The organism is Amycolatopsis pithecellobii, assembly GCF_009707865.1.
Classification (GTDB): Bacteria; Actinomycetota; Actinomycetes; order Mycobacteriales; family Pseudonocardiaceae; genus Amycolatopsis_E; species Amycolatopsis_E pithecellobii.
In genome coordinates, this window is record NZ_WMBA01000023.1 from 51009 (window position 1) to 74524 (window position 23516).

Sequence of the window (23516 nt, forward strand, 5' to 3'; positions counted from 1 at the left end):
TCGGTCACCCGAAGTGGACGCCGTAGACCCGTTCGGCTGCCGCGGCGGAGACGATCTCGTTGCGGACGTCGCGCAGCACGGCCTCGGGGTCGCGCTCGCGCGAGTCGCCGTAGCCGCCCGCGCCGGCGACCTGGAACGTGACGACATCACCGGCGGCGAAATGGACGCCGGCGAGCTTGCTGATGCGGAACTGCGCGCGCTCGTCGCCCGGATCGGCGGGGGAGCCGTCGTCGGGGTTCACGAATCCGGCGACCACCTCGGGGTCGGCGAGCTCCTCGAGGTTCGACCACCGCGCGAGGCCGCCCTTGTGGAGCAGGATGCCGGCCATGCTGCCGCCACCACCGCCGAACTCTCCCTTGGTCGGGAACCGGCACTGCTCCAGCTGGTAGGTGCTCTCGGTATCGACGAGCGGGGCGAGCAGGACCCGCGTCGCCGGCCCGCCGCGGTGCTTGCCGGGACCGGCGGTGTCGGTCACGAACTCCCGTTCGAGGAACAACAGGGGAAACGCCTCTTCCTCGAACTCGATCGAGGTCTCGACGGCGTTGCCTTCCTCGATCGGCATGTACGAGCAGCCGTCTCCCAGCGCGCTGCCACCGAAGGGGCCCAGCGGGAACCGGATGAAGACGAATGGCGTGGGATTCTTGGGCCGGTTGTCGGTGCCGGAGAAGCTGATGATGCAGATGTCGTCGTAGTTCTCGCCGACGGCGAACTTCGGGTCCGCCTTCGAGATCGCCATCTTCACCAGAGTGGTGCTCTTGACGAGGAAGAACAGGTGCCCGGAGTTGGTCGACATCGGGGGGAGCGCGTGGAAGCAGGACCCGGGTGGCGTGACGACGTGCACCGGGCGATAGGCGCCGGCGTTCGGGGGCACCGAGTCGAGGAACATGCTCTGCAGTCCCAGGTGTGCGGCCGAGACCGTGTCCGACCATTGGCACGCATAGCCGTTCCAGTCCTCGCGCGCCGAACCCGAGAAGTCGATCTCGATATCGGAACCGGACTTGCGGACCGTGCACCGGAGCAGCATCGGCTCGCCCTCGGAGTCGTTGTCGAGATGGTCCTCGGCTTCGTAGGTGCCGTCGGGGATCTCGAGCAATGCCTGCCGCACGGCCCGCTCCGAATAGTCGAGGGTGTACTCGACCGCCCCGAGGTACGCGTCGACGCCGTAGCGGTCGACGTAGTGGCCCACCATGTCCACCCCGACCTGGAGTGCGGCCTTGATCACCTGCAGGTCGTTCGAGCTCATCTCCGCGATGCGCGTCTGCACGGTGAACAGCTCGATGGTTTCCCGGACCAGCTCGCCACGCTGGTAGAGCAGCCGCGGAGAAAGCCGGATGCCCTCGGCGAACACGTCACGCTGAAGCCCCGGGCCGAATCCCGTGGGGATCGGGCCCCCGATGTCGAGCCAGTGCGTGATGCTGGCCGCGAAGCCCAGCAACCGGCCGTCGTGGAAGATCGGCATCACCGCGCCGATGTCGTTGACGTGGCTGCCGCCGTGGTACGGATCGTTGTAGATCACGATGTCGCCCGGTTCGAAGTTCTCGACACCCCAGTGCTCGATCGCCATCCGCGCGTAGTACTGGTTGATGACGAAATGCGCCGGCGCGCCCGTGGACATGGCGATCGCGTCGAAATCCAGGTCGCGTGCCTCGTCACGCGGGCCGAGCAGCCCGATCCCGAAGTCGTTCATCTCGCTGAGCAGGGGGCTCAGCGCCGCGGCGTTGACTTTCTGCTGCATCTGCAACGCGATGTAGCGCAACGCGTGCCGCAGAACCTCGGCCGCGGTCAGGTCGATCCCGTAACGGGTTTGTACTTCCTGCGCGCTGAGCGCGGAGGTCGAGCTCGTGTTCTTCTGCTGAACAGACATTAGACAGCCTCCCGAATGTCGATCAGGATGTCGCCGACCGAATTGATCTCGGCCACGTCACCGTCGCCGATGACGGCGCTGTAGCTCGCGGCCTCGACGACCGCCGGTCCGGTGATCCGCTGGCCCGGCGCCAGCGCGGCCGCCTCGTAGACGGGCACTCCCTCATGGCGTTCTCCGCCGATGACGATGTCGCGGGCGCTTCGGGGCCGCCCCTCCTCCCGTGCCTCCAGCTCGGGGGGAAGAACCTCCCGGGCGGCCGGCTCCACCGCCCGGACGCGCACGGTCGAGATGTAGACGTCGGCCGGCAGGGTGTAGCCGAACTGCCTCCGGTGCGCCTCGCCGAAGACCTCCCGCAGGTGCCCGAGCGGCTGCTCGTGAGCCGGGTTCACCAGCGCCTCGAGCTCCGAGCGCTGCCCGGCGTACATCCCGTCGAGGCGGAATTCGAGGTGGATATCGGGGTGCCCGGACGCCTCGGCGAGTCGCGCGCCGGTCTGCCGCAGCCGGGCGAACACCTCCGCCGCGAGTTCCTCGGTGGCGACAGCCATGACCGGTGTTACGTCTTCCTCGAAGACCTTCGCGCCGAGGAGACCGAAGGCCGAGAACACGCCGGCGAGGGCCGGGATGACGACGCGCGGCATCTGCAGGCTCCGCGCGACCTGCGTCGCCACCAGCGGTCCGGCCGCGCCATAGGCGAGGAGCCCGAAGTCACGAGGGTCGGCGCCGCGGTACACGGTGAGCTGGCGCACGGCCTCGGCCATGTTGTGGATCGCCACCTCGGTGACGGCCTTGGCCAGGTCGCCCGGTGCGGCACCGAGCTGGTCGCCGAGCCCGGCGTAGGCCTGCTCGGCCGCGTCGACGTCGGGTGGGATCTCGCCACCGAGAGCAACCTTCGGATCCAGCATTCCCAGCAGCAGGAACGCGTCGGTGACGGTCGGCAGCGTGCCACCACGTCCGTAGCAGGCGGGTCCCGGGTTGCTTCCGGCACTCTCGGGCCCCACGTTGAGGCCGCCCGCGGCGTCGAGCGAGGCGATGCTGCCGCCACCGGCGCCGATGCTGTGGATCTCCAGCACCGGGATCCCGGCGATCACGTCGTGCTCGAGCACGAGTTCTCGCTCCGCCGATGCCCGCCCGTCCGCGACCACCGCCACGTCGGTGCTCGTGCCGCCCATGTCGAAGCCGACGAGGTTCGGAATGCCCAGGCGGCGTGCATACATCTCGGCGCCCATGACCCCGCCGACCGGCCCGCTGTTGAGCGTCGTGACAGGGCGCGCGGTCGCCTGCTCGGGCCCGATCAGACCCCCGTCGTTCGTCATGAACATCAGTGGCGCGGAGTACCCGGACCGCTGGAGCCGCTCCTCCAAATCGGACGTGTAGGTGTCCATCAGCGGCTGGGCGTAGGCGTTCAACACACAAGTACAGAAGCGGCTGTACTCGCGGGGGAACGGCGCGACATCCGCCGACGTGCTGACACTCAGCTGTGGGAAGCGCTCGCGCACGAGTTCCGCCGCGCGCTGCTCGTGACCCGGATGCTTGTAGGAGTGCAGGAAGCAGATCGCGATGCTCTCGCACCCGTCCGCCACCAGCTTCTCGACCTCCGCCAGCAGGTGGGCCTCATCGAGCGCGACGACGGTCCCGCCGTCCGCCCGGACCCGCTCCGGCACGGTGCGCCGCCGGTGCCGTTCGATGATCGGCCGCAGCTCGTGCGGGCGCCGCCAGCGCGGGTCGATGAGAGCGTCTTCCCACGGCCGCCACCCGCGCCCCATGTCGAGCAGGTCGCGATAGCCCATCGTGGTGACGAGCCCGACCTCGGCGCCCCGGCGGGTCAGGATGGCGTTCAACGCGACGGTCGTGCCGTGGACGATGCGCTCCACCTCCCCGCCGGCGACGCCCGCCTTGTCGAGCGCTTTCAGCGTCCCGCTCGGCAGGTCGCCGTGGGTGGTGAGTGACTTGACGGCGGCGTACACCCGCTCCCCGTCCGCCACCACCAGGTCGGTGAAGGTACCTCCGGTGTCGATACCGATTCGCAGAGTCAACGCTGTCTCCTCTCGGTCCGTCAGTGCTCAGAAACAACCGACATGCTGGCCACCGTCGGCGGCGATCACCGTGCCGTTGGTCCACCGGCTCTCCTCGGAGAGCAGGAAAAGGGCGACCCTGGCCATGTCGTCGGGAAGGGCGATCTGGTTCATCGGCGAGTAGGCGGCGACCTTGGCCTGCGCCTCCGGGGTGGGCAGCCAGGCGTCGTACATGTCCGTCTTGGTGCTGCCCGGCGCGATCGCGTTGACCCGCACCCCGGCGCCACCGTATTCGAGGGCGACGCTCTTCGTCATGCCGATGACGCCCCATTTCGAGGCGATGTACTCCGAGATGTTCGGCATTCCGATGATGCCGCCGACCGAACTCACGTTCACGATCGAGCCGCCACCGGTCGCCAGCATCGCGGGGATTTCGTACTTCAGGCTGAAGTAGACGCCCATCAGGTTCACGTCGAAGACCTGACGGACGTAGTCGCTGTCGGTGTCGACGATCGGTGCCCCGGCACCCGAGAGGGCGGCGTTGTTGACGGCACCGTCCAGGCGGCCGAACCGTTCGACGGTGTCCTGCACCGCCTTGGCGACCGAGGCCTCGTCGGTGACGTCGAGGTGGACCGCGAGCGCGTTGCCTCCTTCGGAGGTCAGCTCGTCGACGAGCGACTCGAGCCGATCGATGCGGCGAGCGCCCACCACCACGTCGGCGCCCTCCGCGACGAAGCGCCGCGCGGCGGCCGCACCGATGCCGGACGAGGCACCGGTGATGAAGATCGTCTTGCCGTCGAGCCGCCGGGCCTCGATGGTGACCGGGGCAGGGTTGTGATTGGGATGAGCCGTCGACGCTACCGTCATGGGACTGCCCTTCGGTCGAATAGGGATTGTGATCGCGGTCAGGCCGAGTGTGAATACTCGGGGGTTCGTCGTTCGAACACCGCGTTGCGAGCCTCCTGTGAATCGGGGTGCGCCGAGAGCCGGGTGGTGACCCGTTGCTCGGCCTCGTATCCACTCTTGAGGTCCATGAACTCGATCGTGTTCAACGATTCCTTGGCGTGGCGGAGCGCGGCCCTGCTGTGGATCGCCATCCGCTCGGCGAGCGCGAGAGCCGTGTCCATCAGCTGCTCGTCCGGCACCACCGCGTGAATTCCGCCGTACGGAAGGAGATCCGCCGCGGGAGCGGAGCCGGCCGTGAAGTACAGCGTCCGCATGACGTGTTCGGGAACCAGGCGCCGCATATGCCGCGCGCCTCCCATGACACCGACTCCGACCTCGGGCACCCCCAGGCGCGCGCTTTCCCCGCAGATGATGGTGTCGCAGCAGGCGGCGAGCGCGACCCCGGTGCCCATCGCGACGCCATGCACCGCCGCGATCACCGGCACCGGACAGTCGTATACGGCCGCGAAGGTCTCCCGGACGAGCTTCTGCCGGCCGGGCGAGTTCTGCGGAGTGAGGCTCGCGAACTCCTTGAAGTCGTGCCCCGCGCAGAAATGCTTTCCCTCACCGCGGAGGACCAGGACACGGACCCGCGGCAGGTACTCGTCCAAGCGGCTGAACAGGGCGCGGATCTCGTGGCACATATCGGTGTCCACGGCGTTCACCGGCGACCGGTCGAAGGACACGACCGCGATGGCTCCCCGATCGTCGATCGTGAGATGCCGGAACTGCCGGGGATCGGAGGCTGCGGCGTCCACCGTCATCGCGACCGCCCGGCGCATGTGCCTGCGGTGCCTTCGACGGGCGACGGCCGGGAAATGGCCTCTCTCATCTGGATGTACTCCTGTCCACATGGCGTGAATGTCCATAAATGCTCATGACGAGCCAGATCGTTGGCGGGAATTATTGCCTTCCGCTCTTGGATTTTATGGCGGCTGCGTCAGTTTTGTCAATGGACACTAACTCGATCTGACGGATTTTGCGGCGCGCACGCCGGCCGGCCCTCGCCCGGATACCGTGGCTGTAGAGCGCGAGTGCGAGCACCGTGAGCCCGCCCGTGAGAATGACGTTCCAGCCCTCGCCGAGCCCGAGCGTGGTCGGCAGCGTCAAGCCGAGCGCAAGCAGGACCGAGCCGAGGGCACAGCCGGCGAAGGTGCCCCGGCCACCGAGCAGGCTCGCCCCACCCACGATCGGCGCGGCGACCGCGAGCAGCACATACGGGTCGCCGACCGTCGGGTCACCGACTCCGACCTGCCCCGCGAGGATCACCCCGGCCAGACCGGCGAGCACCCCGCACAGCACGTAGCTGAGCCGGCGCAACCGCGGCGCACGCACCCCGAGCCGGTAGGCGAACCGGGCGTCGAGCCCGACCGCACGCAGGCGCAGGCCTGCGCCGGTCGAGCGCAGCAGCCGGTCCGCGACCACGAACAACACGCACAGCACCACGAGCGGCAGGGGGAAGACCCAGACCGGCGCCGTGAGCAACTCGGTCAACCCGGGGTCGATGACGCCGTCGGGTGTCGGCCGCAGCGCGAGACCGATCCCCTGCAGGAGCCCCAATGTCGCGATCGTCGCGATCACCGACGGCACCCGCAGTCGCTCGATCAGCATCGAGTTGCCGATTCCGGCCAGTGCGCCCGTGCCGATCCCGACCGCCAGAGCGAGGGGCAGCGCCACCGCCGACGCGCTCTGCACCCAGAAAGACAGCACGCAGACGGTCGCGCTCATCGTGCCGCCGACCGAGATGTCGATCCCGCCGATGTACATGACCACAAACTGGGCCGCCGCGATCGCGGCCAGCGGCGCCGCCAGCAGGAGCACGTTGTAAACCCCGGCCGCGGTGAGAAAACTGCTCTCCTGGCTCTGCACATAGGCGCCGAGGAAGACCAGGGCGAGCGCCAGTAGCCCGAGCCGCGTCGCATCCGGGTGCCGGCCGAGCGCCGCGCGCAGCCGTGCCCTGCGCAGGGCGGGCACGGGCGGCTTCTGCCCGGGCGCCGTGGCGAGGCCGGGCCCGGTCGCGTGGCCGGTGAACGCGTGCACGATCCGGGTTTCGGAGGACTGCTCGCCGTCGAACTCGGCGACGATCCGGCCCCGGGAAAGGACGATCACCCGGTCGCAGAGACCGGCCAGCTCCGCCGCGTCGGACGAGACGACCACCACCGCGAGCCCGTCCTCGGCGCCGCGGCGCAGCATCCGGTAGATGTCCAGGCGCGAGCGGACGTCGACGCCCTGGGTCGGCTCGTCGCACAGCAGCACGCGCGGCCGGGTCTCGAGCACCTTCGCGATGGCGACCTTCTGCTGGTTCCCGCCCGACAGCGACGTCATCGGATCCTCCGGCGAGCCGAGGCGGACGCCGTATCGCTCGACGCTCTCCCGCACCTGCCGGTCCTCGCGGCGCCGGGTGACGACCCCGGCGCGGGACAGCTTGCCCAGCACGCCGAGGACGAGGTTCTCGCGGATCGGCAGGTTCTGGTGCAGTGACGCGCCGCGCCGGTCGGAGGAGAGGTAGGCGACGCCGGCGGACCAGGCCTGGCTCTGCGTGCTGACAGGGCGGCCGTCGACCGACAGATCGCCGTGCGGGCCATCGACCACGGCGAGACCTTCGAGCAGCTGGAGTTGGCCGTTGCCGGCGGCACCGGCGATCCCGACGATCTCGCCGCGGCGCAGCCGCAGGTCGATCGGCCCGTACCCGGTCCCGCTGAGCGAGCGAGCGTCCAATACGACCTCGCCGGCCTCCCCGGTCCGCGCGGGGAACTCGATGTCGATGCTGCGCCCGGCCATGAGTTCCACCAGTGCGGCCTGATCGATCGCGGCGGGTTCGTAGGTGCCGCGATACCGGCCGTCGCGCAGCACCGAGATCCGGTCCGCGACGCGGAAGACCTCCGAAAGGCGGTGAGTGACCAGCAAGACCGCGCAGCCGTCCGCGGCGGCGTCGCGCATCAGATCGAGAGCGACGTCGACGCCCGCGGCGTCGAGTGCGGACGTCGCTTCGTCCAGCAGCAGTACGGCCGGCCGCGCCATCATCGCGCGAGCGATGTCGAACAGCTGACGGTCGGCGGCCGAGAGCTTGCCGGCCTGAAGCCCGGGCGCCAGGTGCCCGAGGCCGAACGCCGCGAGCCGCTCCGCGGCCCATCCGCCCACTTGGCGGTACGACGGCCGCCCCGACGGCGGCGTGCCCAGGAACAGGTTCTGCGCCACCGAGAGTTCGGGAATCACCGACCCGTCCTGGAACACCGTCAGCGCACCATGGCGCTGCGACTCCCACGGCGTGTGCTGCCGGCAGGGTGCGCCGGCGATCTCGACGCCGCCGGTGTCGGGGATGACGGTGCCGCTGACGATGCCGACCAGGGTCGACTTGCCCGAGCCGTTCTCTCCGACCAGGGCATGAACCTCGCCGGGTACGAGCTCGAGGGTCACCGACTCCAGCGCCCTGACCGCGCCGTAGCGCTTACCGACGTCGGTCACGCGCAGCGCAGGCGCTGCCGGTGCGGCGGCGGGACCCGGCCGGGTGCCCTGGAGCGGGGTCGTTTCGTTCGTCATGTCACCGCTCCCCTACCTGGCCGCGAGCATCTTGTCGGTGAGCACGTCGGGCACCAGCGCGGGACCCGGGTACTCCGCCGGCTTGCTCTTGTCGCAGTCGCTGTCGGTGACCTCGAAGAACGGCAGGGGGAATACGACGGAATCCGCCACCTTCTCCCCGCCCGCGGCCCGGACGCTCGCGTCGACCGCGATCCGCGCGGACCAGTTCGCCGAGTTCGTGAAGAACAGCGGGTATGGCTTCTCCGCCCGCTGGCAGGCGGCCGCATTGCTCTCTGTCGTGGTGATGATCGCCGGGACGTCCTTCCCGGCCGCCCGGTAGGCGTTGACGATGCTCGGCACGGTGTTCGCGTAGCTGTAGAGGATCGCCTTCGCGGGTTTGCCCGAGGCGATGAGCGCGGACGCCGCCCGCTGTGTCCCCGCTGCCGTGTAGTCGGTCGCCTCGTTGAACACGGTGTCCACCCCCGCATCCGCGACGCACGCCTTCACCTTGGCGTCCTGTGGATTGCCGGCCAGGCCGTCGAAGTAGGCGATGGGCCCCTTCGCCGCAACGGCCTTCTGGACGGTCTCCGCCATCGCCTTCCCGGTCGCACACAGGTCGTATTGCACCCGCGTCGTGTACGCGTTGGCCGGGGCGTTTTCCATGTCGCCCAGGTAGGTCGAGACGGCGGCACCCTGCCGTCGGGCCGTGGCGAGCGCTGTGTATGCGGCCGGGCCGAACTCGTTGATGGTGATGATCGCCTTGGCGCCCTGCGCGGTCAGCGTCCGCAGGTTGGCCTGGTAGGTCGCCAGGTCCAAGTTCGCGTCGGTGTAGATGTACTTCCCGATTTCGGGATGGGTCAGCGCCTGCAGGATCACGTTCATCTTCGTGAACTGCCGCCAGGTGTTGCCACCGAACGGATCGGCCTGCCCCAGCGTCAGCGGGCCGTTGCCCAAGGTGCAGGAGGTCGCCTTCCAGCACTCGTACGCCTTGTCGATCTGGGCAGGCGTGAGGGTGCGACTCGCCCGTGCCAACGCGTCCCGCATGAGTGGCGGCAGTGTCGAGGCCTTGATGTCGCCCGTGCTCAGCGCCTGGTCGACGGTCTTCTGCAGCTCGTCCTCCGGCACGCTGACCTCACTTGCGGAGCCGGCGCCCGCCGGCACCGGCGCCGCGGAGCCGCCAGGCTTCACCGCACCGCATCCGGCGACGAGCACGACGAGAACCGCCGCGGTCAGGCCGGGCCAACCCCGCCGCACGATGGATCTTCCGATGAACGACATACGTCCTCCTGGAGATACAGGAACTGTGAGTGGGGCCGACGGTCAGGCGGCGAGGCGGCGCAGCGCGCGGCCGATCTCCGCGCGGTGGCGGACGACGTTGATGAGGGACAGCCCGAGCGCCAGGACGGCGCCCTGGACGATGAGGCGGGCGCCCGCCGACAGGCCCAGCACCCGCAGGTCGAAATCCAGCACCGTGACGAAAACGGCGCCCATCAGGGTCGCGATGGGGCTGACCCGCCCGCCGGTCAGCGCGGCTCCGCCGAGCACCACCGCGACCACACTGGTCAGCAGATACGGCTCCCCCAGCGTCAGGTCCGGGGTGCCCGTCTGCCCGGCGGCCAGCAGGCCGCCGACGCCGTATACGAGCGCGGCGACCACGTACGCGGCCATGCGATAGAGCGACGCGCGGATCCCCGTCAGCACCGCCGCCCGCTTGGCGGTACTGACGGCGACCAGGCGGCGCCCGGCCACCACGCGGTGCAGGAAGAACGTCGCGAGCACGGCCAGCGCGACCGAGGCGAGCAGGATGCCGCTCACCCCGCCGATGCCGGCGGTCGCCCACGCGGCGAGGTTGTCCGGCACCCGCTGCACCTGGGGAACGGCACCGCGGTAGAGCTGCGTGCAGCCGAGCACGAGCTGACCGACCGCCAGTGTGACCACCAGCGAGTTCAGTCCCAGACCCTCGACCAGTATTCCGTTCACGAGGCCGATCAGGACGCACACCCCGGCGCAGAGGACGACGGCCCCGAACAGCCCGCCGTCCGCGCCCTTCGGCTGCTCGAGGACGATCGCGCCGACCCACGTCATCGTCCCGGGCAGGCTGAGGTCGATACCACCCGTGCTGATCACGAACGCCTGCCCGACGGCGACGAGCACCAGGATTCCGATCAAGGGAGTCAGGGTCGACAGTGACCCCCGCGAGAAGAAGCCATCGGTGACGACGAGCTGCGAGATAGCCGTCAGCAGCACGACAGCACCGGTGATGACAAGCGTGGGGGTGGGCCGGATGGCACGTGCCACGGCCGTCCCCTGCAATGGGTTTCGCTGTACACGGTTCATGGACACGTTCGGCACCTTTGCCTGGTCACATGTACTTGATCACTAACGAGGTTCGCTCGTCTCTCGGCTCGGAAGATTAGGTCGATGCTCAGCCGCGTGTCAAGCACTACTAACTCGAACTCGGAGTAGCTACAGTGGCCTCGAGCAGGAAATATCCGGGAAATCGGGCCACGGTAGGGAAGAGGCGTTCACGTGAAACCCCCAAACGCGGAGTGGCGCTCGCGAGGGCGGATGTCACCGCCCCGCTTTTCCGGTTGTGCCCCGCGGCTTGGTAGCATCGGGTCGCAAAGCGCGATACCGACCGGGTCGCGGAGAACGCGATGGTCCTGGGCGGGATTTCTTGAAATCTGCAGCTGCCAGAGGTACTCCGGCTTCACGTCGTCCCCGGGATCGGGGAACCCAGATCGCGACCATCGCCAGCGAACTCTTCGCCGAGCGGGGCTACCAGTCCGTGACGATGGAGGACATCGCGGAGGCCGCGGGGATCACGCCTCGCGCCATCTACCGGCACTACGAGAACAAGCAGGCGCTCCTGGCCCATGTGGTGCTGAGGGAGCAGCGGCCCGTCATCGAGGTGGTCGAACGGCTCTCGAAGGACTCCACCGGAGTTCCCGTCAAGGACAGGCTCACGGCACTGGCCGAGGTCAGCCTGGACAACCGGCGGTTGTCGGTGCTGTGGCAGCGAGAGGCCCGGCATCTCAAGGGCGAAGACTTCACCCTGCTCCGCGAGCGCACGAAGATGCTCGCGGACCAGTACATCCCGTTGCTGCTCCTTCCCGAGCGAACCGACCTGGACCCCCACACGGCCCAGTTGCGGGTGTGGGCCATCGGCAGCATCGTCAGCAGCCCGGCGTACTTCGACTTCACGATCTCTCGCGCGCAGCTCGTGAGCGAGCTGGTCGACGCCGCGCACCGGGTCATTCTGGCCGAGCCTGCGCGAAGCTCGCCCCGACGTCGAGTCCCGGAGGTTCGACGTACCCCCGGTTCCCGGCGCGAACAGCTGATCGCGGCGGCGGCGAATGCCTTCCGGCGTCATGGGTATGCCGGCGTCAGCATCGACGACATCGGCAGCGAGGTCGGCGTCGTCGGACCGGCGCTCTATCGGTACTTCGACAACAAGGCCGACATCCTGGCCGCGGCCGCAACGCGGCTCAGCGAGTGGCGTGCGCTCGAGACCGTGCGGACCCTCGCCAGGGAATCCCGATCGGACAAGGTGATCGGCAGCCTGATCGACGGTTATGTGGGCCTGGCAACCGAGTTCCCGGACCTCGTCGCGTTGTCCTTGACCGAACGGCTCTTCTTGCCGCCGGAGGTGCGCGAGCGCCTGCACCGGGCGTATTCGGAGAACCTCGCGGAATGGCAGCGGTGGCTCGTCGAGGCCCGTCCGGACCTGGAAGCGCCGCGAGCCGCCGTGCTGGTCAACGTCGCCAGAACGGTGATCGACGACTGCGTGCGGAACCGCAGGTTGCAGTCGAGCCCGAACTTCGAGCAGGAACTCAAATCGGTGGTCCACGCGACGCTCGGAATCGCGTGAGTTGTCACCGCCCCGCTGTCAGCCCATCCAGAATGATGTCGATTCCGGCGAGGAACTCCGCGTGGTCGTCGTGGACGCGTAGTTGACCTGCCGCGCGTCGGAGGAATGAGTACTCGGCCGGGTCGAGGCTTTCCCAAAGGTCGGCGAGTGCGCCGACGATCTCGTGGCGTTTGTCGCCCGGCGCGGCGGACTGCGCGTTGCTCGCGTTCTGACTCGCCACCCCGATGATGTAGCTCACCAGGGTCGATGCGGCGGTGAAGAGGGAGTTCTCGGCTACCCCCAGCCCTTCGACCCCGCGCCCGATCTGCTCCCACAGCCGGACCATGGCCGGCTGTGACGGCGCGGTGTGGAGCTGGGGGCCCAGCCACGGATGTTCGTCGATGGCGGTGAAGACGCCGAGGGCGACGGTCTGGATGGCGACGCGGGGCGGTGTCCCCGGCGCAGGTGAGGTCAGAGCCGGGGTGAGCGCGGCCACCGTGGCCGCGGCCAGCAGCTCGCGCTTGTTCGCGACATGCCACTGGATGGCGCCGTGACCGGTCCGCAGCTTGAGCGCCAGAGCCCGGAACGTGAGTCCGCCCTCGCCCTGGGCGTCGAGCAGCTCGATCGCGGCAGCGACGATGCGATCGCGGGTGAGCGCGGCGGATCGTGTGCCCGAGGATCGGCTCGTCGTCATGCCCCCATCTTGACATGACTGGCACGGCGTACCAACCTGGACTGGTACGCCGTGCCAGACTCTTGGCCGATCCGGAAGGAACCCGTCATGACGACGCCAGTGACCATCATCGGAGCCGGACTGGGCGGCTTGACCCTCGCCCGGGTCCTCCACCTGCACGGCATTCCCGCCACCGTCCACGAAGCGGAGCCATCGGCTGAGGCGCGCACGCAGGGCGGCCAGCTCGACATTCACGAGTACAACGGGCAGGTGGCTCTCGAGGCCGCCGGGCTCACCGCGGAGTTCCGCGCGATCATCCACGAGGGCGCCGAGGCGAGCCGGATCCTGGACCCGGGTGGCGCGGTCCTGTTCGCTGAGCCTGATGACGGCACCGGAGGTCGCCCGGAGGTGCTGCGCGGCGAGCTGCGCCGTGTCCTCCTCGATTCCCTGCCCGAGGGAACGGTGCAATGGGGCCGGAAACTCTCCGGCGTGACAGCACTGGGCGATGGCAGCCACGAGCTGAACTTCGACGACGGCTTCACCGTGACCACCACCGGCCTCCTCGTCGGCGCGGATGGTGCCTGGTCGAAGGTCCGCCCCGTCCTCTCCACCGCAAAGCCGGTCTATGCCGGATTGACGGTCGTGGAGACCTACCTCTACGACGTCGACGAGCGCCACCCCGCCACAGCCGCCGCCGTGGGCGCCGGCGCGATGTACGCGCTGACACCAGGCGCCGGCATCACCGCACACCGCGAGGCGAACGGGGTGATCCACACCTATGTCCAGCTGGCGCGGCCCGAGGAGTGGTTTCAGGACATCGACTTCGCCGATCCCACCGCCGCGACCGCACGGATCGCCGCCGAGTTCGAGCGCTGGGCCCCCAAGCTACTCGCCCTCATCACCGATGGCGAGACGCCGCCGGTCAAGCGGACGATCCACACGTTGCCCGATGATCACAGCTGGGATCGCACGCCGGGCGCCACCCTCATCGGCGACGCCGCCCACCTGATGCCCCCGTCCGGTGAAGGCGCCAACCTGGCCATGCTCGACGGCGCCGAGCTCGCCCTCGCGCTGGCCGCACACCGCGACGACACCGAAACCGCGCTGACCGCCTTCGAGAAGGCGATGTTCGCCCGCAGCCATGCCGAGGCCGTCGACGCCCACCAGATCCAGGAGCTCTGCTTCGGTGACCGCGCCCCGCACAGCCTCATCGAGTTCTTTGGTAGTTAGTAACTGATAACTTGTCACCATGACTGAACGGATGAGCGGAGCCGCACGGCGTGCCCAGGTGCTGGACATTGCGGCTCGGGAGTTCGCGGAACACGGGTTGCACGGGGCTTCGACCGAAGCCATAGCGAGAGAAGCGGGGATCACGCAAGCGTATGTCTTCCGGATGTTCGGAACGAAGAAGGCCCTGTTCCTGGAACTGGTCCGAGAGGCGTTCGAGCGTCTCGGCAACGCAATGCGAGTCGCAGGCCAAGGGAAGACTGGCCTGGCTGCACTCTCGGCGATGGGCGCCCAGTACTTCGACCTGCTTGCCGACCAGACCGCATTGTTGCTGCAACTTCAGGGCTTCGCCGCATGCGCGGATCCGGAAGTCCGGGACGTGGTGCGGGCGTGCTTCGCACGACTGTGGGACACGACCCAAGGCGGCACCGGGCTGGAACCATTGACTGTCAAGGCGTTCCTCGCGTTCGGGACTCTGCTGAACGCTGGGGCCGCGATGGATATCGAACGAGTCGACGCGCCGTGGGCCGACGGCGTCCGCACCCGGGTCCAGTCCGGGTTGTTCGCACACATCACGTCCGAGGCAAACCGCTGATGCGAGCCATTCAGTGCCTGGCGCGGAGAATGCGGCTTGCGCGTAGCGCGTGGGGATTTTGGTTCTGGAACTCTCCTGGTCCATCAATGAAACTGTCGATGAGTTGTGCTGCGGAGTAGTCCTCGATCGCGGTGAACCCGAGACTGCGTAGTCGGGCAGCGATTTCGGTGGGCGTGAAGTAGCTGAACCAGGGTTCACCGGCGGCGGCTACGCGAGCTTCACGTTCTTGGAGTTGCTGCCGCTCCTCATCGGTGTCCGCCGGTTGCAGGTAATCGAAGATAACCTCGCTCGGCTGAGCCTGGCCGGCGATGTAGGTCAACGTCGTTCGCACGGCAGCCGGGGTCAGATAGAACACCACTCCGAGCCAGACGAAAACCGCCGGCTCGGTGCGGCTGAATCCCGCAGACGCCAGTTCCGTTGCCAGCGAGTCCGTTTCGAAATCCACGGGCACAAACGTCAGCGACTGTGCCATGTCGATCCCGGCCTCGGCGAGGCGGTCACGCTTCCACGCCTGGGTGGCGGGATGATCGACTTCGAAGACGTGCAGACCCGGGTGCGGGTTGCGATAGGCGAAAGTGTCCAACCCCGCCCCCAGGATGACAGCCTGCCGCTCCCCCTCGGCTACGGCCGCCGCTATCCGGTCTTCGGCGAATCGCGCACGAGCGGCAAAGAACAGACGTCGAGGCCGGTACGTGGCACCGCTGCCAGGTCGATCCTCTGTCGGCTCGGCACTGTTCGCCAGCTCATCGGTCGTGACACCGATCAGTGATGCCACCACTGGGTCGGTGAGAATGCGGGGATGGTCGGCGATTTGGTGGTACGCGCGTCCGAATGCCGTCGCCAATGCCGTTCGACTCGGTCCGCCACGATCCATGCCCGGTTCTTCGTTCGTCACGCCCAGGATCCTACACGTTATTTGTTAGTAACTAGTAACTTCGTCGAGCCATTCGTAGACGACCTCCTCGCCGCCGGGATTGCCCATATGCCCGCGACCTCCCCGCGCCACAAGGTCTTTGTCACGGCCCTGGGTCGCGACGATGATGCTGTCTTCGATCGGGAAGATCGAGTCTTCCGTGCCGTTGATGACGAGCAGCTTGCACGCCGGCATGCCGAGCACACCGGAGTCGACGAGGCTGAATTTGCGGGCCTCGGCGGCGTATCGGGCAACCGCGACCGCCGGGTCCGGGTCGCGGTACCCGAACTTGTACGCCAGCGCGTCGGACAGGGCGAACGGGTATTCCATCTGGTTCTGGGCGCCGATCCAGTCGGCGTCGAACATGTGATGGCAGCCGCCGCCCTGCGCCACGACGGCGAACAGCCGGTCCGCGTGGGTGTGCGCGATGCGGAACGCGTAGTAGCCGCCGGTGCTGATGCCCCGGGCGAGGATCCGCCCAGGGTTGAACCCGTACTCGGAGGCATGGGCGGCCACCCAGTCGAGGACGCTGCTCATCAGCCGGTCCGGTGACGCGGGGTCGTTCGGTGCCGCCGGGCAGTCGCCGGTGCCGGGGATCTCGAAGCTGATCATCGCGTAGCCGCGGTCGACGTGTGCCTGTGTTCGCGGGGTGTGATCGGTCCGGTAGGCGTCGAGTCCGCAGATGAACAGCAGCACGGGCCACCCGTCCGCAGGTCTCTCCCCCTGGGGCAGGCGGAGGTAGGCCGGGATGCCGGTGTCGAGATCGCCCGCGGCGGTATCGGCGTGCGTGAACGGGATGTCAATCGGGACGCTCGGCGGGTCGAGCAGCCGGCCGCCTTGCTGGTATGCGGCTTTGCCGTTCTCCCATGCTTCCTGGCCTAGCGGCGACCGGTTGACCGGGAACCGCGCGATCCGGTAGACCGCTGCCGCGCGCAGGAACAGGTCCCTCGCCTCGGCCCTGCCGCCATTCGACAGCGCTTCCTCGGCGGCGGCGACCAGCTGATCGGCAACCGGGAAGAACGGCTTCGCGTAGTCGTCAGGGCGGTACAGGATTCCCGGGTCGTCGGCGGAAATCTTGCTCAGTTCGGCGAAGATCGGGTCGAAGTCCGCCACCCGCCCGTCAGTGAACGGGTAGATCCCGGCCGCGCATGGCGCACGCCACTTGTGCGACCACAATGCCGAGACCGAATCATGGTGGGCGAAGTACGGAAATCCGTCGCGCACGGTTCCGGCCGTCGACTGGACGTGATAGGGCGGAGCGATGATCCCGGTGCTCATTCCGGTTGGACCTCACATCTGTTGTGGGAAGAGTGTGCCGGCTTCAGCTGATGAGGCTTACGCCCAGGGCGAGGACCGCCATGCCCTGAAGGACAGCCCTGGGCACGATGATGCGGTCCCAGTCCCGTTGCAAGGCGCGGGCATTGGCGGGAGTTTCGTGAGCGTCGGCGGCCGCGGTGAGGATGCGGTTGATGGGTGCACTGATACGCAGGTAAAGCAGCACCCAGACCACCAGCAGGAGGAATGCCGCTCCCGCGGTCGCTGATGCGGCGGGGTGGCCGGCCATCGCGGCGAGCACGGATGCGATGGCGGCGGCGATGATCCCGAGGATTCCCGGAGCCGGCATGCGCCGGTCACCGAAGCGGTGCACGTTGCCCATGATCGCGGTGAGGGTGGTGTCATCGACTCGCGCCAGTGCGGACCGTTGGACGAGCGCGCAGAAAGTATCGGTGCCGTAGACAATTCCCGTGCTGACGATCGCCAGGAGCGCGGCGAGTTGCGAGAGCAGTGTCATGCCTGGGCCTCCGTGCCGCCGAGCATCGGCAGGGCGCCAACCTGCTGGAACAGCTGCAGGAGGTTCAGCTCGTCCCAGTGCTCGGCAAACATGCCGTGCTGCACACGCCAGATGTCGATGCTGCGCATCTCGACGGGTTTGCCACTGGCGGGAATGCCCACCAATTCCCCGGTGTGGGTGCCGCGGTAAGTGAACCGGCCCACCACCCGGTCACCGGAGACGACCAGGTCTTCCATCGTCACGCGCACGTCGGGCACGCCGGCGAAGAACCCGGTCCAGAACTGGCGGTTGGCCTCGCGTCCGTCGCCGACGAAGTCGTTGTGGTTGAGGTAGTCCTCGGCGATGAACCGGTCCACCAGGTCCGGGTTGTGGGTGTTGGTCATCTCGACGAAAAGGTCCGCGAGCCGGCGTTCGGGTGTGGTCATCTCGGTCTGCCTCCATAGCGTTAGCGTTGCTAGCGCTAGCGACGCTAACCCTGTCGCTTCCTCGTGTCAATAGCATTGCTAGCGAAGGTAGCGGTGCTACAGTGAGGTATGGCTATCGAGGACCGTCGGCAGCGCGAGCGCATCGCCCGTCGCCGGCTCATCACGGCAACAGCACGCACCTTGGCCGAGAATGAAGGCTGGGATGCGGTCACGACGCGCAGGTTGTCCGCCGAGATCGAATACAGCCAGCCGGTGCTGTACAAGCATTTCGGGTCGATGGAGGACATCGTCGAAGCTGTCGCACTGGAGGGCATGGGGGAACTGGCCGAGACGCTGCGCGCGGCCCGTCGCAGTAGCGCCACACCCGACGACGAGGTCGGCCGCGTTGCCGCCGCTTTCAGCGACTTCGCCGCGACGAACCCCGCGCTCTACGACGCGATGTTCACCCGGCCCACCCGGCTACCCTTCGGAGCCGAGGACATCCCGGCGCCGCTGACCGACGCATTCGGCGAACTGCGCGGGGCGGTCGACACCATTGCGGCTGCACGCGACGTCGACACTCTCACCGAGGTCTTTTGGGCCGCACTGCACGGATTGGTCATGCTCGGCCGCACCGAGCGGCTACGCCCAGAGCATCACGCCGACCGCATCGAGGCTCTGGTAGCGCAATTTCGCGCCGGGACGGGTCAGTGCAGGGACGCGCCGGCGTAGCACCACCGCAAGGGCCACGATCGCCGACCCGGCGGCGGCGATCGGAGCGACCCGCTTGAGCAGGACGGGCCATAGCGTCCTTGCTTGCGGTCGGCGACGCCGCGGCAGGTGGGTCGGCCACCGTCGGAGCCGCGTCGGCGTGCCGGCGTAAGGCTCCTGAGACCTCGCGTCCCATTTCGCGACCGCGACTCGCCCCGCCGGCTCCACCGGACTCACCCTTCGACGAGAGGTTCGGGCTAGCTGGAATGCAAAGCGCGTGGTCCGGCGCCATGATCAAGGGCATGGTCTTGCGTTGTCTCCTCGTCGACGACAGCGCGCGTTTCCTCAAGTCGGCCCGTGCTCTGCTCGAACACCAGGGGCTCGCGGTCGATGTCGCTTCGACGGCCGCTGAAGCCGCACAGCGAGTCGGCGAGCAGCGGCCGGATGTCGTGCTGCTGGATATCGATTTCGGTGATGAAAGCGGGTTCCAGCTCGCGCAGAATCTGCACGCGTATGGGCGCACAATGGGCTGGTCGGCTGGTGGCCCCAGAATTATAATGATTTCCACGCATGCCGGGAGGGACTTCGAAGAACTCATCGACGCCAGCCCGGCGATCGGATTCCTGGCGAAGGCGTCCCTGTCGGCCGGCGCCATCCAGGAACTGCTCCGCGGTTGCCGCTAGCGGGCCTCGAGAAAGGTGATGACCGCCAGCACACGGCGGTGGTCGTCGCCGCTGTCGGGCAGCTGCAACTTGGTGAGGATGTGTTGAACGTGCTTTTCGACCGTCCCCTCGGTGACCCACAGCGCGTGGGCGATCCCGGCGTTGGACCGTCCCTCCGCCATCAGCGCGAGCACCTCTCGCTCGCGCGCGCTGAGCACGGCCAGCGGATCGTCCTTGCGTTGTGCGCGCATGAGCTCTTGGATCAGCGATGGGTCGACGACCGAGCCGCCCCTCATGACCCGTTCGAGGGCGTCGACGAATTCGTTCACGTCGGTCACCCGGCGCTTCAGGAGATACCCGACACGGCGCCCGCCGGCCAGCAACTCCACGGCGTGCTCGACCTCGACGTAGGCCGACAGCAGGACGATTCCGGTATCCGCGAAGCTCTTGCGGATCTGCTGGGCGGCCTCGAGTCCTTCGAGGGTGTGAGTGGGCGGCATCCGGATGTCGACGACGGCCAGTTCCGGGGTGTGCTCGCGAATCAGGCCGAGCAGGTTCGTGCCGTCACCAGCCTGTCCTACGACCTCGAACCCGTTACGTTCAAGCAGGCTGGCGATCCCTTCGCGGAGCAGCACGTCATCGTCGGCCACCACCACCCGCCCGCGCCTGGCAAGGGAACCGTCGGGTCTTGGCTCTGGACTTCCGGATTGGGGCGAGCGCGTCGTCATGAGCACCACCTCGGCTGAGGCTGGGCGGGTGAGCCGGTTGGCCTGGAGCTTACCCGTGCAGTGCGACCCTGCTGTCCACGCGATCGGCGCGACTGCCGTGCCGGCGCCCAGGGAAATCGAGTAGGCCAACGACATGGCCCCATCCCCGAGACCTGATCGCGACCACCTCGCCCAGTTGCTGCGTGAGCAGGAGGCGTTGCGCCGGGTGGCGACTCTGGTCGCCCACGGGGAACCGACGGAAACCGTTTTCGCGGCGGTGGTCGAAGAAACGGGCAAGGTGCTCGGCGCCGACGCCGCGCGGATGCTGCGGCGGGAGCCCGATGACACCTGCCTGGTGATCGCGGCCTGGGGCGGCACGCAGCTGCGGCTCCAGGTCGGGGCGAAGGCGTCGACCAACACTCGCAACATCGCGACGACCGTGGTCCGCACCGGCAAGACGACCTGGTCGGACGCCGTCTCTGGCCCTGACCACGCGCTCGGTCAGATAGCCCTGGAAGATGGTGTTCAGCTGGGAGTCGCCGCGCCGATCTTCATCGAAGGACGGGTCTGGGGCGTGATGCTGGCGATCTGGATGCATGCCGGTCCGCACCGGGCGGAGTCCGAGGCGCGGCTGGCACAGTTCACCGACTTGGTGGCCGCCGCAGTCTCCAACACACAAGCCCGAGAGGATCTCGCGGCCTCACGCGCGCGCTTGATGACGGCCAGTGACCAGACCCGGCGCCGGATCGAGCGGGATCTGCACGACGGCACCCAGCAGCGGCTGGTCAGCCTCGCACTCGACGTGCGCAGCCTCCAGGCCGAGGTGCCCGACGAGCTGCCCGATCTTCAACAACAGCTGTCGGAGATCGCCGAGGGGCTGGCCGGCGCGCTCGACGACCTGCGCGAGATCGCCCGCGGGATCCACCCCGCGATCTTGTCCGAGGGCGGATTGTCACCGGCGCTCAACGCCCTGGCGCGGCGGTCCGCCGTGCCGGTGGAAATCGACGTGCACATCCTTGCCCGGCTGCCGGCCGCTATCGAGGTCGCCGCGTATTACCTGGCGGCGGAGGTGTTGACCAACGCGGCCAAGCACGCGGAGGCATCCGCGGTCCGGATCGAGGCCGCCCAAGCCGACAACCGGCTCACCATCTCGATCAGTGACAACGGGGTGGGCGGCGCGGACGCGGACCGGGGCTCCGGGTTGATCGGGCTCATCGACCGTATCGAGGCGCTGGGCGGGCGGATCACGATCACCAGCCGCCCCGGGCACGGCACTCAGGTGTGCGCCGAGCTACCCACCGATACCGGCTAGCTGGCAGTGCGGGACTCCCGCTCGCGGTGACGACGCGCGCCCTTTTCCCAGAGACGCTGGTTTCCGAGCATTGAACCGCCACGCACCGGGAACCGATATGCGAACCACCACCATGAAGATGAAACACCACGTGCACAACAGGTACTGCGTCAACTGCAGCCGGTGGCACAGCCATTGCGATGGATGTAACTGGTTGTGGTACGGCGCCTGCACATTCGGCGAAGCGATGCGGCACATCCGTTTGCACCAGCTCGACCAGAGCTACTTCGAAGCTGCCCGTGCGCAAGATCCGAGCCGGCAAGGCGATTCAGCTGTTGTGCGCAATCCAGGTGGTGTTCCAGCCGGTGTCGTTCTCGGCGCCAAGGCGGGGATCATGTCGAACCCCGCGCCGCGGCGGATGAACTCCTGAACGCCAAGGCGGACACCGTCCGGCGGTGTCCGCGGCGGCCACGGCGGGGCGGAGCCAGCCGAGCAGGATCGGAGTTCGCTCGTCGATGACCAGCGCACCAGACGGCGAAATGTCAATGGACTGACGTTCCCCAAAAAGCGCGACGACTGCGCTTGCTGAGCGACCGCCGGATATCTCATCGTGGCGGCGGCGTGGAGCGCCCCCATCCCTTGGCCGACGTGTGCCGGTCCAGCAGCGGCCATACGCGGTAAGGGACGACCGTGTTGACGATCAGGGTCGTATCGGTGTGCCTGACTCCGGCGATGTTCACGAGATCGATGGAGATCCGCTGGATGTCACTGACCGAACTGGAGGCCACGAGGACCACGAGGTCCTCACGTCCGGCTTGGGTACGCGCCTCAAGGACCTCTGGCACCGCCTCGAGTTTGTCGATGATTTCGGGGATCATGCGTTGATCGACCTCGAGGCTGATGTACGCCTGAACCGGCAGGCCGATCGCGGAAAGGTCCAGCTCCGGCCGGAAACCCCGCAGGACACCGGATTCCTCCAGTCGCCTCATCCGCGCCTGAATCGTGTTGCGGCTGACTCCGAGGTCGCTCGCCAGTTGCGCGATACCCGCGCGCCCACTCTGCTCGAGCCGCCCGATGATCTCCGCGTCGAGCCGGTCCAAGGTTGCCATATCGGTCACTCCTTCAGTCCCATATCCGACGCATCTTGTCGATATGCATAGTTGAGGCCGGACAAGTTGACCGATCCGTCCTGTAGATCGAGAGTTACCGCAACAGTGTGACTCATCCCATGAGGTCATGCCACCTTCCCTATGCGCCAATGGAGTCCTCGTGAGCACAGAGATCGTCCTCGATCGTGAGGCCGGCGTCTTCGATCGCCAGACCGCCATGGGCACCGCGCACGAGCAGGTGGTCTTCTGCCGCGACGAGCAGTCCGGGCTGCGTGCGATCATCGGCATCCACCACACCGGCCTCGGCCCGGCCCTCGGTGGTACCCGGTTCTATCCCTATCGCTCCGAGCAGGCCGCACTCACCGACGTTCTGCGGTTATCGGAAGGCATGACCTACAAGGCGGCTGCCGCCGGGCTCGCCCTCGGCGGCGGCAAGGGCGTGATCATCGGTGATCCGCTGCTCGACAAGACGCCGGAACTGTTGCGGGCCTACGGCAAGTTCGTCGACTCGCTCGCGGGCCGCTACATCACGGCCGCCGACATGGGCACGACAGCCGAGGACGTGGACGTCGTCGGGACAGTCACCCCGCACGTGGTCGGCCGCACCGAAAGCGCCGGCGGTTCCGGCGACACGGGGTGGTCCACGGCGTACGGCGTATTCCAGGCGATGCGGGCGGCCTCCGCGGTGGTGTGGGGCACCGCCGGCCTGGCCGGCCGGACCGTCGGAGTGGAGGGGGCCGGCAAGGTCGGATATCACCTCATCGGCCTGCTGGCCGAGGCCGGCGCGGAGGTCGTTGTCACCGATCCTTCGGACGACGCGCTCCATCGTGTGCGCACCAGCCATGCCGGGGTGAAAACCTCGCCAGCCGTCATCGAGGACCCCATCGATATCTACGCCCCGTGCGCACTGGGAAGCACACTCACTCCCGCGTCGGCAAACGCACTCCAGGCGAGATTGGTCTGCGGAGCCGCCAACAACCAGCTTCAGGATCGGGCCGTCGCGGCGACCCTGATGCGTCGCGGCGTCGCGTGGGTCCCCGACTACATCGCCAACGCCGGTGGCCTCATCCAGGGCAACGGCGAGCGGCTGGGCAAGGCGGCCCACGACGTCCGGGAAGACATCGAGGCGCTCGGCGCCTCCGTCACCGAAGTCCTGGTCCAGGCCAAGGAAAGCGGCATCACCACAGCGGCCGCAGCCGACGCCGTGGTCCGCCGGCGCCTCGCCCGCTGACGAACTGCCGC

General features: G+C 68.0%; 22 protein-coding genes. 8 read left to right on the forward strand and 14 right to left on the reverse strand.

Annotated features, from left to right (window positions below; genetic code table 11):
• Positions 1 to 4 precede the first annotated feature (4 nt).
• From GKO32_RS16475 to GKO32_RS16505, 7 genes are all read right to left on the reverse strand, one after another.
• A complete protein-coding gene (locus GKO32_RS16475) occupies positions 5 to 1864 on the reverse strand; it encodes a hydantoinase B/oxoprolinase family protein (protein ID WP_154757754.1) in 1860 nt (619 codons plus the stop codon).
• Positions 1864 to 3897, reverse strand: coding sequence for a hydantoinase/oxoprolinase family protein (locus GKO32_RS16480; RefSeq protein WP_154757755.1), 2034 nt, complete (start codon positions 3895 to 3897; stop codon positions 1864 to 1866). Before GKO32_RS16480 ends, GKO32_RS16475 begins: the two co-directional genes overlap by 1 nt.
• 27 nt (positions 3898 to 3924) lie before the next feature.
• Complete coding sequence (locus tag GKO32_RS16485; protein WP_154757756.1) at positions 3925 to 4743, reverse strand: SDR family NAD(P)-dependent oxidoreductase; 819 nt, start codon at positions 4741 to 4743, stop codon at positions 3925 to 3927.
• Between the two features lie 38 nt (positions 4744 to 4781).
• Complete coding sequence (locus GKO32_RS16490) at positions 4782 to 5603, reverse strand: enoyl-CoA hydratase-related protein (protein WP_246243883.1); 822 nt, start codon at positions 5601 to 5603, stop codon at positions 4782 to 4784.
• 121 nt (positions 5604 to 5724) lie between these two features.
• Positions 5725 to 8361 carry an ATP-binding cassette domain-containing protein gene (locus GKO32_RS16495; protein ID WP_154757757.1) on the reverse strand — a complete coding sequence of 879 codons (2637 nt, stop codon included), beginning with the start codon at positions 8359 to 8361 and terminating at the stop codon, positions 5725 to 5727.
• 12 nt (positions 8362 to 8373) lie between these two features.
• A complete protein-coding gene (locus GKO32_RS16500; protein WP_154757758.1) occupies positions 8374 to 9618 on the reverse strand; it encodes a substrate-binding domain-containing protein in 1245 nt (414 codons plus the stop codon).
• A gap of 42 nt (positions 9619 to 9660) precedes the next feature.
• Positions 9661 to 10638: an ABC transporter permease gene (locus tag GKO32_RS16505; RefSeq protein ID WP_166459600.1), complete on the reverse strand. Its 978-nt coding sequence runs from the start codon at positions 10636 to 10638 to the stop codon at positions 9661 to 9663.
• Positions 10639 to 10933: 295 nt separating this feature from the next.
• On the opposite strand from GKO32_RS16505, the gene GKO32_RS16510 reads away from it, so the two are divergent.
• Complete coding sequence (locus GKO32_RS16510) at positions 10934 to 12211, forward strand: TetR/AcrR family transcriptional regulator (protein ID WP_312868004.1); 1278 nt, start codon at positions 10934 to 10936, stop codon at positions 12209 to 12211.
• Between the two features lie 4 nt (positions 12212 to 12215).
• Here GKO32_RS16510 and GKO32_RS16515 read toward each other — a convergent pair whose 3' ends face one another.
• The gene (locus GKO32_RS16515) at positions 12216 to 12884 is read right to left on the reverse strand and encodes a TetR/AcrR family transcriptional regulator (protein WP_154757761.1); all 669 of its coding nucleotides are present in this window, start codon (positions 12882 to 12884) and stop codon (positions 12216 to 12218) included.
• An 87-nt stretch (positions 12885 to 12971) separates the two neighbouring features.
• On the opposite strand from GKO32_RS16515, the gene GKO32_RS16520 reads away from it, so the two are divergent.
• The gene (locus GKO32_RS16520; RefSeq protein ID WP_154757762.1) at positions 12972 to 14093 is read left to right on the forward strand and encodes an FAD-dependent oxidoreductase; all 1122 of its coding nucleotides are present in this window, start codon (positions 12972 to 12974) and stop codon (positions 14091 to 14093) included.
• A gap of 19 nt (positions 14094 to 14112) precedes the next feature.
• Positions 14113 to 14685 (forward strand): TetR/AcrR family transcriptional regulator, encoded by a 573-nt coding sequence (locus tag GKO32_RS16525; RefSeq protein ID WP_246243888.1) that lies wholly within the window; start codon positions 14113 to 14115, stop codon positions 14683 to 14685.
• A 10-nt stretch (positions 14686 to 14695) separates the two neighbouring features.
• Here GKO32_RS16525 and GKO32_RS16530 read toward each other — a convergent pair whose 3' ends face one another.
• Genes GKO32_RS16530 through GKO32_RS16545 form a run of 4 tightly spaced genes read right to left on the reverse strand, consistent with a single transcriptional unit; the run spans position 14696 to position 17815 of the window.
• On the reverse strand, positions 14696 to 15580 hold the full coding sequence (locus GKO32_RS16530; RefSeq protein ID WP_312868006.1) for a class I SAM-dependent methyltransferase: 885 nt from the start codon (positions 15578 to 15580) through the stop codon (positions 14696 to 14698).
• A gap of 24 nt (positions 15581 to 15604) precedes the next feature.
• The gene (locus tag GKO32_RS16535; protein ID WP_154757763.1) at positions 15605 to 16876 is read right to left on the reverse strand and encodes an alpha/beta hydrolase family protein; all 1272 of its coding nucleotides are present in this window, start codon (positions 16874 to 16876) and stop codon (positions 15605 to 15607) included.
• Positions 16877 to 16919: 43 nt separating this feature from the next.
• Positions 16920 to 17390 carry a DUF1772 domain-containing protein gene (locus tag GKO32_RS16540; protein WP_154757764.1) on the reverse strand — a complete coding sequence of 157 codons (471 nt, stop codon included), beginning with the start codon at positions 17388 to 17390 and terminating at the stop codon, positions 16920 to 16922.
• Entirely contained in the window at positions 17387 to 17815 is a 429-nt protein-coding gene (locus GKO32_RS16545) for an ester cyclase (protein WP_154757765.1), read from the reverse strand. The genes GKO32_RS16540 and GKO32_RS16545 overlap by 4 nt, the downstream gene beginning before the upstream one ends.
• A gap of 108 nt (positions 17816 to 17923) precedes the next feature.
• Between GKO32_RS16545 and GKO32_RS16550 the strand changes: the two genes are divergently transcribed.
• Both GKO32_RS16550 and GKO32_RS16555 read left to right on the forward strand, forming a co-directional pair.
• Positions 17924 to 18526: a TetR/AcrR family transcriptional regulator gene (locus GKO32_RS16550; RefSeq protein WP_154757766.1), complete on the forward strand. Its 603-nt coding sequence runs from the start codon at positions 17924 to 17926 to the stop codon at positions 18524 to 18526.
• Between the two features lie 245 nt (positions 18527 to 18771).
• Positions 18772 to 19188, forward strand: a complete 417-nt coding sequence (locus tag GKO32_RS16555) for a response regulator (RefSeq protein ID WP_208024432.1) — start codon at positions 18772 to 18774, stop codon at positions 19186 to 19188.
• Here the strand turns inward: GKO32_RS16555 and GKO32_RS16560 are convergent.
• Positions 19185 to 20030, reverse strand: a complete 846-nt coding sequence (locus tag GKO32_RS16560) for a response regulator (RefSeq protein WP_312868007.1) — start codon at positions 20028 to 20030, stop codon at positions 19185 to 19187. The two genes, GKO32_RS16555 and GKO32_RS16560, sit on opposite strands and share 4 nt — an antisense overlap.
• Here GKO32_RS16560 and GKO32_RS16565 point away from each other — a divergent pair.
• Both GKO32_RS16565 and GKO32_RS16570 read left to right on the forward strand, forming a co-directional pair.
• Positions 20029 to 21186 carry a GAF domain-containing sensor histidine kinase gene (locus GKO32_RS16565; RefSeq protein WP_154757767.1) on the forward strand — a complete coding sequence of 386 codons (1158 nt, stop codon included), beginning with the start codon at positions 20029 to 20031 and terminating at the stop codon, positions 21184 to 21186. The two genes, GKO32_RS16560 and GKO32_RS16565, sit on opposite strands and share 2 nt — an antisense overlap.
• Positions 21187 to 21283: 97 nt before the next feature.
• Positions 21284 to 21595, forward strand: a complete 312-nt coding sequence (locus GKO32_RS16570; protein WP_154757768.1) for a hypothetical protein — start codon at positions 21284 to 21286, stop codon at positions 21593 to 21595.
• Between the two features lie 175 nt (positions 21596 to 21770).
• Here GKO32_RS16570 and GKO32_RS38030 read toward each other — a convergent pair whose 3' ends face one another.
• A complete protein-coding gene (locus tag GKO32_RS38030; protein ID WP_166459602.1) occupies positions 21771 to 22274 on the reverse strand; it encodes an Lrp/AsnC family transcriptional regulator in 504 nt (167 codons plus the stop codon).
• Positions 22275 to 22491: 217 nt separating this feature from the next.
• Between GKO32_RS38030 and GKO32_RS16580 the strand changes: the two genes are divergently transcribed.
• Positions 22492 to 23505, forward strand: coding sequence for a Glu/Leu/Phe/Val dehydrogenase dimerization domain-containing protein (locus GKO32_RS16580; protein WP_208024435.1), 1014 nt, complete (start codon positions 22492 to 22494; stop codon positions 23503 to 23505).
• Positions 23506 to 23516 lie beyond the last annotated feature (11 nt).